This is a genomic window from Pseudomonas sp. 2(2015), assembly GCF_000955865.1.
Classification (GTDB): Bacteria; Pseudomonadota; Gammaproteobacteria; order Pseudomonadales; family Pseudomonadaceae; genus Aquipseudomonas.
Map to the genome: position 1 here is coordinate 276 of NZ_JYOF01000055.1, position 305 is coordinate 580.

At 64.9% G+C, this 305-nt stretch carries 1 protein-coding gene; it reads left to right on the plus strand.

Annotated elements, in window-relative coordinates; all coding sequences use genetic code 11:
• A partial coding sequence (locus UB48_RS26900; RefSeq protein WP_045202431.1) for a ribonuclease H-like domain-containing protein occupies nucleotides 1-305 on the plus strand: 305 nt, incomplete at both ends.

Sequence of the window (305 nt, forward strand, 5' to 3'; positions counted from 1 at the left end):
AGGAGGGTGGCCGCGCAGCGTTCCTCCAGAACGCGCACGACATGCTCTCGCAGGCGGACCTCGTCGTCGGCCACAACAGCACATCGTTCGATGTGCCCCACCTCCAGGGGGAGTTCGCGCTGGAGGGGCTCGGTGAGCCCGAGCCCTTCAAGCAGTTCGACACCCTCCTCACGGCCCGCAAGAAGTTCAACTTCGAGGCCAACCACCTCGACACGTTGACCCGTCGCTTCGGCTTGCGCCACAAGACCGACAAGTACAGCAGCAAGGTCGCCTTCGCTGCCGTCGATGGCGACGAGAAGGCGCAG